The 9,646-nt window shown below is 42.1% G+C and carries 3 protein-coding genes; all 3 read right to left on the reverse strand.

Annotated features, from left to right (window positions below):
• Window position 1: 1 nt before the first annotated feature.
• The 3 genes from QUA25_RS08145 to QUA25_RS08155 all read right to left on the reverse strand — a co-directional run bounded on the left by QUA25_RS08145 (window position 2) and on the right by QUA25_RS08155 (window position 9,530).
• Window positions 2-5,425, reverse strand: coding sequence for an AAA family ATPase (locus tag QUA25_RS08145; RefSeq protein WP_333036946.1), 5,424 nt, complete (start codon window positions 5,423-5,425; stop codon window positions 2-4).
• A gap of 90 nt (window positions 5,426-5,515) precedes the next feature.
• Entirely contained in the window at window positions 5,516-6,805 is a 1,290-nt protein-coding gene (locus QUA25_RS08150; RefSeq protein ID WP_445242243.1) for a hybrid sensor histidine kinase/response regulator, read from the reverse strand.
• A gap of 7 nt (window positions 6,806-6,812) precedes the next feature.
• On the reverse strand, window positions 6,813-9,530 hold the full coding sequence (locus tag QUA25_RS08155) for an ATP-binding protein (RefSeq protein ID WP_333036948.1): 2,718 nt from the start codon (window positions 9,528-9,530) through the stop codon (window positions 6,813-6,815).
• Window positions 9,531-9,646 lie beyond the last annotated feature (116 nt).

Genomic DNA, 9,646 nt, shown 5'->3' on the forward strand with positions numbered 1-9,646 from the left:
TTTAGGCTCTAATATAGTTGATAGGAATCTCGATCGCTAACTCTGTACCATCTCCAACTCTAGAATTACAGGTTAATTTACCGCCATGTTTTTTGACAATACCATAGCTAACAGATAAACCCAAACCTGTACCGCTACCCACTGGTTTAGTTGTAAAAAATGGATCGAATATTCTGGATTGAATACTCGCCGGGATACCAGCACCATTATCAGTAATTTTAATTCTAACCCTGTCTTTTTCTATGACTTCAGTCTGAATCGTGATGACAGGATTTTTATCGGTTTTATTAATTGATTGAAGAGCATCAATAGCGTTACTGATAATACTCAGAAATACTTGATTTATCTCACTAGCATAACAAATGACATTGGGCAGATTTCCATAATCTTTAATAACTTGTATTTCTGATTTGCCATCCCTTAGTCTTAAGCGAGTTTGTAAAATTAGCAAAGTGCTTTCAATTCCGGTATGTAAATCTACTGCTTTCATTTCTGCTTCATCTAAGCGGGAAAAGTTACGCAAACTCACGATAATTTGGCTAATGCGATCGCTCCCTGATTTCATAGATTCTAGAATTTTAATTAAATCTTTCCAGACAAATTCTAAATCCATTTCTTCTATTTTCGCTTGAATTACTCCACTGGCTTCAGGATACTCTTGGTGATAAATATCAAGTAAAATAAGCAAATCTTTGACATAATCCTCTATATGTGCAACATTACTACGAATAAATGTTACTGGATTGTTGATTTCGTGAGCAATCCCAGCTACCAGTTGACCGAGAGATGACATTTTTTCGCTCTGAATTAATTGTGCTTGAGTTTGTTGCAAGTTTTTAAATGCTTGCTCTAAATCAAAAGCTTTTTGGCTTAAATCTTCCGTTTTTTGCGCTACTTCTGCTTCTAAGCTTTGGGAATATTTCTCTATTTGTTTATATAAACGAGAATTCTCAATAGAGATCGCCGCTTGAGCTGCGAGTATCTGGATAATTTCTACTCGCTCATTAGTAAATGCTCCCAGTGTTAAGTTATTTTCTAAGTACACAATACCGACGAGTTTTCCTTGCCGAATAATTGGAGTACATAAAACTGATTTAGGTTGATGAGCGATAATATAGCGATCGCCTGCAAATTGGTCGGCTGTACTTAAGTTGTCAAAAACAGCAGTCGCTTGAGTTCGTGCCACGGCATAAATCAAACTCTGAGGAATTTCCTGATATTGTTCCAGAGGAATTTCTAATATTTTTGTCTGCTTTTGTGCGGCTTGAGCGACGACTAACCATTGTCGGTCTTGGCGAAGCACTAAACAACCGATTTGTGCTCCCCCATTCGCCAGCGTAATCTGCATCAAAGTGGCTAACAGTTTCTCTAATTCAATTTCTTGTGAAATAGCTTGTGCCGCCATCATTACTGCTGGAAAATCTAACCATAAATTCTCGCTACTACTGACGCTAGCTAGGCTTCCCATCCAGGTAGGGTTGATTGTTGTCCCAGATGTTATTACAAAGTTAGCAGGTTGGAGAATAGCTTTTAGTAGTTGTGGATAGTGTTGTTCTAAATAAGCGACTTTAGCCTTTGCACCCCAACGGGAATAACAGTAATACGCCTCAATTATGTAAGATTGTGCAACTTTTTCTTTCCCCCAATCTAAGTAGAATTTTGCAGCTAGTTCGTTGCCTAAAGCTTCTTCTTGGATATATTCGTTTTTCTTGGCTCCGGCAATTGCGCGATCGTACCAATCTCCAGCTTCATAATTCTTGCCTAAAACCCGGCATTTTTCTGCTTCTACCAAGTCAATTTTATGTTTGTGATTCATCGGCGCCTGGTGTGCCCATTGAGCCAAAGTGGTTTGATGGGTTTCTGCCAAAGCGAGACTGTTCGCTTGCTCAATTTCTGACTGCGTAGAGCAGACTGCCAAGTAGGTTAACCCGGCATAGAAATGGAAAACCGGAGTATGAATCATTGCTGCCGCCACCCTCAAATAGAGGCTTGCTTGAGCAATGTAGTCTAGGGCGTTGGTGTAGTTGCCAAAGAGATAGGCAAGCATTAGTTTGTAGTTATAGGCAAGAGCGAGTGCAGTAAGCTCTCTATTCTGATTATGCTGAGGAAACATCACTGTTTCATCATAAGCCTGACCGATTAATAAATCCGGTTGATTGACAATTTCCCTCAAGTTATGCACCGCCTGTTGTGCCATATTCACGTAAACCATAGGAGAATATTGCTTCACAGTCGTTAAGACAACACAATAATTTTCTATTTCTGCGTGCCAATCATCAATCTCTACCCCCGAAAAAAAATTATTATATAAATAACTACTGACGCAGTAGCCAGCATTGAGAAAATCACCTGTTTCCATTCCGACTAAATACCCTTCTTTCGCAGTTGGGATTGTTGCCCTCAGTGGTTCTTGACGATGCTGAATAAAACAGCCAAACCAAAGTAAAGTGATACATTTAAATTCTGGCCAATTCAACTGATTGAGTAAGCTAAGTGCTACTCGCCCAAAGCGATAACCTTTTTCTACTTCTGAGAAAAAACCAGATAGCACAATGCCATAACCCACATACCCGATTGTTGATGCTGGTGCATTGCCAAATTGAAGTGATATACTGACCATTGTGGCACAAAGCAGAGGCTGCAAGGCAGGATTTCCCATAAAAATAGCCGGAAACAAGATGCCTAACAATTGCATCGCCGCGATTGTCCGAGGATCGCTCATCACGGGAAGGTTAACCAGTTCCTCGATCTGTTTGCCCTCCAGTTGGTTGGCAAGGTTTTGTAATGCAATGCGTGTCAATGCTTCGTCAGTTTCATAGGGGAGTTCAATCCCCAATTGTGCTAGGGCATTGGTGCCGATCGCGATCGCTTCTAACATCTGACTCTGAGTTGTCAGTGCGTTGATTTGAATCTCAAATATCTTGACTTTATCTAGTATTGTTTTCGCCGATCGCAAAACCTGGGCTGCCATTTCTTCCATGCCATTAAAATCGGCATTTAAGTAAGCCGTTTCAGCCGCAGCCACATAAAGATTCAGGGTTAATTCATACTGAGTTTGCCAACAGTTTTCAGTGAGTAACTCCCGCCCTGTTTTCACAAAACTTCTGGCGCCTGCATAGGCTGTAGAATTTCTGGCTTTTTGTCCGGCTGCTAAGTTCAATCTGGCTAAGGCTTCCCGTTCCTCTGCTTGAGTCATGAACTCAATTCCTAAATTTAAATGCCCGACAATATCAAACAGCTTTTCCTCTTTTTCTATCTCTGATAAGTTTTGTTGGAGTAGTTGCCCAATATGGTAATGGGTCTGCTGTTTTTGCTCGTCAGGAATCAATGAATAAGCCGCTTGTTGGACGCGATCGTGTAAAAATCGATAAGTCGGATTAGCGGAATCATTGAAAAGTTCCTCGCTATCAGATTGGGTAAAGAACTTATAGATTTCGGTAGTAGGAATTACCAAACCTTCCTGCAAGGCTTTCCATAAAGCTGTGGCGCTACTGTCTGGTGATTTCTCACTGACAATTGCTAAGGTATTCAAATCAAACTGCGCCCCTATACAAGCCGCTAGTTTGAGACTATCCTGAGTTTCTCTGGGCAATTTCTGTAATTGCAATGCCATGAACTCAACGACATCATCAGTAATTGCTAAGGCCTTCACTTGGGCAATATCGCATTGCCAATATTGAATCTCGAAATCAAAGCTAATTAACTTGTCATCATGTAATGCTTTGAGAAACTGGGTCGCAAAAAAAGGATTACCTTGAGTTTTTTGATAGACCAATTTTGTTAAAGGCTGGGCTAGAGATGATTTACAATTCAGTGTATCTGCCACCAACTGATTCATATCAGGTTGCCTTAAGGGTGGTAAAGTAATTGTATGCACCGTTGCCCCAGTTTTGACAATTTCATCCACTGTTAAAATGAATGGATGTACGGGAGAGACTTCATTATCTCGATACGCGCCTAATATTAATAGATGCCCAGCATCTTGCATCAATAATTTCAGCAAGTTAAGTGATGCGGAATCGGCCCATTGCAAGTCATCTAAAAACATGACTAACGGATGTTCTTGACTGGTAAAGACTTGCACAAATTTTTGAAACAGGAGATTAAAGCGATTTTGGGCGGCTGTTCCCGATAATTCAAGGGCGGCTGGCTGTTTACCGATAATATTTTCCAACTCAGGAATTACGTCAATTAAGACTTGTCCGTTGTCTCCTAATGCAGTTAATATCTGGCTTTTCCATGTTTCTAATTGCCAATCTGATTCTGAGAGCAATTGCCCCATTAAATCGCGGAATGCTTGCACAAAGGCGCTGAAGGGAATGTTGCGATGAAATTGGTCATATTTTCCTTTAATAAAATAACCACGTTGCCGCACTATGGGTTTATGAACTTCGTTTATAACTGCGGTTTTTCCAATTCCTGAAAAACCCGCAACTAGCATGATTTCTGTTGCACCTTCGCTGACTCTTTCAAAGGCTTGTAGGAGCGTTTTCACTTCGGTTTCTCTTCCATAGAGTTTGTCGGGGATGAGAAAGCGATCGCATATATCCCGCGTTCCTAATTCAAAGCTTTCAATTTTTCCAGTTTCTTGGCACTGCTGCCAACACTTTTCTAAGTCATGTTTCAATCCCAAGGCACTTTGATAGCGTTTTTCGGCATTCTTTGCCATCAGCTTCATCACCATATCCGAAACCACCTGCGGAATTTCTTGGCTGTTTATTGCAGGAGGCTGTTTGGCAATATGGCAGTGAACCAACTCCATCGGGTCGTCACATTCAAATGGCAGTTTTCCTGTCAGCAGTTCGTAAAAGGTGGCTCCCAGAGAATAAAAGTCGGTGCGGTAGTCGATGCCTCGGTTCATTCGTCCGGTTTGTTCGGGAGAAATATAGGCGAGGGTTCCTTCTAAGATGTTGGGATTTTGAATTTCTTGAGTTTCTCTCGGAAGTAGGGAGGCGATGCTAAAGTCAATCAGTTTGACTTGTTTGGTTTCGGGATGAATCAGAACGTTAGCTGGCTTAATATCTTTGTGAATGACTCTGTTTCGGTACAGTCCGTCAAGGATATCAGTTATTTGAATGGCAATTTCCAAGATTTCTGCTAGAGTCAGCTTGCGTTCTTGGGCGTAGTCTCGTAGAGAAATACCGCCAAAATCCTCCATCACTAGGGCATAGCTATTGCGGTAGGATTCCAGACTGTAAGGTTCAACAACTCCCGGCAGACGTAGATTTTTGGCGATGGTGTACTGGTTGCGGAATTGCAGCAGTTCGCTGAAACTGGGATAGTCTCTATTTAATAGTTTAATAACAACTGGAAGCCGATCGATTTCTCGAATGGCTCGATAAACCAGAGTTTTAGAACCACTGTACAGTTGCTCGATTAGACGGTATCCGGCAATTGGACTGGTTAAATCTATACCTGCATTCATTTTGGCTATCCTCATCTTAAATATTGACTGCTAAAAATTAATGTGCGCCTCTGTGTGTAAGAGTTAAATGCGGCGATCGCATAATTAACTTCATCCGTTTGTAGGCAATGATATCGTAAACTCCGTCCCTTCTCCCCATAGAGAATTTACCTCGATTGTACCGCCGTGTTTTTCAACTACAATCTGCCGTGCGATCGCCAATCCCAACCCCGTGCCTTTCCCTACTCCCTTGGTAGTAAATAAATCATCAAAAACCTTCTGCCTCACCGTCTCACTCATGCCAATACCGTTATCTTTGATCCGAATTATTGCTTTCTGCCGATCTTCCGATAATTCAGTCTTGATAATAATTTGATTATGATTAATTTTGATTTCTGCATAACTACGTCCCGTATTTGATTCTTCTAAAGCATCTATCGCATTAGCCAACAAATTCATAAATACCTGATTGATCTGTCCTGCATAGCATTCTACTTCCGGTAAATCACCATACTCTTTAATGACCAGAATCTCAGGGCGAGTGTCGTTTGCCTTGAGGCGATGTTTGAGGATCATAATTGTGCTATCAATGCCGTCGTGGATATTGCAGGCAACGGGGCGATCGCTATCAGCACGCGAGAATGTCCGCAAGCTGATGCTAATGTCTTTAAGCCGGTTTACTCCTTCTTGCATCGAGCCAACTAACTTAGGTAAGTCTTCACGGATGTAGTCGAGGTCAATCGCTTCAATTTCCTCTTGAATTGCCACACTGAAATTAGCAGATTCTTGCTGAAATAGATCGAGCAATCCAAACAAATCTTTGATGTAGTCTAAAGCGGGCTGAATATTGCCATAAAGAAAGCCAACAGGGTTATTAATTTCGTGGGCAACACCAGCCACCAAGTTGCCCAAAGCAGACAATTTTTCGCGTTGAATGACTTGGATATGAGCTGCTTGTAATTCAGCAGTTTTTTGAGCCACTTGCTGTTCTAAGTTTTGAGTCAAGAGACGCAACTGTAAATGAGTTTTCACTCGCGCTAACACTTCTTGTTCTTGGAAGGGCTTGGTAACGTAGTCTACTGCACCAAGGTTAAGCCCTTTAATTTTGTTGTCTACATCAGCCAGAGCGGTCATGAACATAACTGGAATATCGCAAGTTTTTGAATTAGCTTTAAGGCGTTGACAGGTTTCAAAGCCATCAATTCCCGGCATCATCACATCCAGTAAAATCAGATCGGGCGGTCGCCGCTCAACTTGTTGCAGAGCGCGTTCGCCACTGGTAGCGATAGCCACCTTATACCCCGCATTACTCAACGCTTCCGAGATGACATCCAAATTGGTGGGAGTATCATCAACAATTAAAATTAAGCCAGTTAAACCTGTGGTCATAGTCATAGCCATCCAACTTTTAACTATTATTAGTGAGATGTTGTTGAATTAATTCCTCGATCTTCTCAGTTTGGAATTGCTTAGCTAATTGTATTACTTGCTGAATAAAAAGCTGATAGCGCTGATCCTTTTGCCCAATTTGAGCGGCGGTTTCTGCCAATTCTATGAGGAAGCCATCCTCTGCCAGTTCTAGTAAAATTTGCAAGTCCGCCGCCGATGGGGGAAGTAGTTCTTTCGTGGATACTTCATTATTGCTTGTTGTTAACTCAGTTACATCATATTTCCAGATGAGTTGTAAATGTTTGGCAAGCAAAGTCAACAATTCCTCTGCATCAACGGGTTTGGCCAGAAAGTCATCTCCACCCATATCTAAGCTTTTCTGCTGGTCTATTTCTGCCACCGATGCCGAAGATACTATCACCCGTAAATGCTTGATATCCTCCGATTTTCGTAACTGTTTGAGCATTTCAAAGCCATCCATTACTGGCATCGCTAAGTCAGTTATAACTAAATCTGGCAGTTTTTCTATAGCTTTTTCTAAGCCTTCTTGACCATTCTCTGCTTCAGTAAATGTGAACCCTAGAGGCTCTAGCAGGTTCGCCAATACTGACCGATTTTCCCAACGGTCATCCACGATCAATATGTGGCGTGGTGGCCCTTCATAGCCGATAATTGTGCGCCCGTCTTTGACTGAACTTTTTTGAGCCCAGTCGGTGGCGATCGGCAGTGCTATTTCAAAGTAGAAGTTACTGCCTATTCCCAGATGGCTTTCAACTTGAATTTTTCCGCCCATCAATTCCACAATTCTTTGACTGATGGCTAAACCTAAGCCTGTGCCTTCCGCGTGGCGTTTGCGATCGCCTACTTGTTCAAATGCTTGGAATAGTTTGTTTACTTGGTCAGATGCGATGCCAACTCCTGTATCGATCACTTGAAATTTAAGCTGAGGCAATGGCCTCGTTGCATTTGATTCTATCACTTCTACCTTGAGGGTCACGCTGCCTTTATCGGTGAATTTAATCGAATTTCCTAAGAGATTGAGTAGCACTTGGCGGAGTCGTTTTTCGTCTGTTATAATTCCTGTGGGTAAGTTTGTATCTGGTTGATAAATGAACTCGATACCTTTTTGGTCTGAACGCACTCGACAGATTTCTACTACTCCTTGCAAGAAAAATGGCAAGTAAATGGCTTGGGAGGTAAGTTCGAGTTTGCGGGCTTCGATTTTGGAAAGGTCTAAAATATCGTTGATTAATGTTAGTAGATGAGAACCGCATTGGTGGATGATATTTATACCATGACGTTCTTTTTCGGGTATAGTTTTAGTACGTTCGAGAATTTGGGCATAGCCGAGAATCCCGTTGAGAGGTGTGCGAAGTTCGTGGCTCATGTTGGCGAGGAAATCGCTCTTGGCTTGGTTGGCATTATCGGCAGCTTCTTTGGCAATAGTGAGTTCGGCGGTGCGTTCTTCTACACGAGTTTCTAGTTCTGTAAAGGAAGTTCGCAATTGTCCTGCCATTTGGTTAAAGGAACCAGCCAGGGCTTCTAATTCATCAATCCCTTTAACTGCCACTGTTTGGTCAAGAGAGCCAGAGGCGATCGCCTCACTTGCCTTTTGTAATTTCAGAATCGGACTGGTAATCCAGCGAGAAGTATAGATGCCTAGAATAGTTGCCAAACCCAACGCCACCAAACAGAGCAGAATAGTGGTGCGGGTGTTGGCATTAATTTGTGCCATGAAATCTGATTCGGGCACGACAATGACGCTGAGCCAATCGATACCTCGTTCGTCTCGAATGGCTGAAACTTGAACTAACTGATGCTGATTTGCCAGCCAAAAATCAAGCTGTTGACTCTGTGTAATGGCGTTAAAGTTACCAAATCGATCGAGGATTGCTTGCGCTGTGGCACTAATTACAGAATTTTCCGACTTGACGGCAGGAATTTGTTGCAAATCCTGTTTTTTAAGGTCAATAATGTAAGGATTTTCGATCTTTGAACTGGCAATCAAGTTGCCGGATTGATCGATGATAAATGTTTGTCCTGTTTGGCCCACCTTTAGCTGACTGAGAAAGGTATGAATCTTGCTAATCCGAAAGTTACTGTTTTGAATTCCCAACAATACTCGATTGTTGTCGTAGATTGGCTGAGATAGAGAAATTGTCACCAATTTATCCACCTGGCTTAAATAGGGCTGAGATGACCAGGTTGGTTTTCCGGCTTTCTCTGCAGTTTTATACCAGGGTCGAGTCCGGGGGTCAAACTTTGCTTGAGTTTCTACCAACCTAGTTTGTTGACCTCGATCGTTCAGTTGGTAGATTTCACGCTGAGGTAGATTCGCTTTGGAACCAATACGAGAAACGATGCCGTCCTTGGGTGTATTCTCTAAGGTGATACCCGTGCCATCAGCCAAGCCAATTTGCATAAATTCGATCGTACCTTGGCTAACTAACCGCCAGAAAGTCCGTTCTAGTTTGGTGACATCTGTTAAATCTAACTGCCCCTCTTGAGCAGCCGCGACGATCGCTTGTCCAGCAATATAAGGTCTTTCCAAATAGCTCAGGACTTGCTGGTTAATGCGATCGCCGATCTCTTCACGCAACTGACTAGAAACATCATTGACGGCTATCTGTCCATTTCGCAGGGACAGATAGCCAGTCAGTCCGACGGTGGCAAAGACTTGCAATACAAACGGAACTACTAGCACAAGTCTTAAAGGTATGGTTTTATTTGGATTCATGTTATACCTAGATAATGGTTCACTTGGAAATTTACCGAAATAAGGTGAGCCAGCCTGATGTTTGGCAATCGTTAATTTGGTAGTGTTTCAAATGTGTTGATATCATATTTAATTCT

The sequence above is a fragment of the Microcoleus sp. Pol17C6 genome (genome assembly GCF_036701145.1).
GTDB lineage: Bacteria > Cyanobacteriota > Cyanobacteriia > Cyanobacteriales > Microcoleaceae > Microcoleus.

Excerpts from the sequence above, each read along its gene's own strand:
- QUA25_RS08150 (WP_445242243.1), bottom strand. The coding sequence starts at position 6,805 with ATGGCTATGACTATGACCACAGGTTTAACTGGCTTAATTTTAATTGTT.
- QUA25_RS08155 (WP_333036948.1), bottom strand. The coding sequence starts at position 9,530 with ATGAATCCAAATAAAACCATACCTTTAAGACTTGTGCTAGTAGTTCCG.
- QUA25_RS08145 (WP_333036946.1), bottom strand. The coding sequence starts at position 5,425 with ATGAATGCAGGTATAGATTTAACCAGTCCAATTGCCGGATACCGTCTA.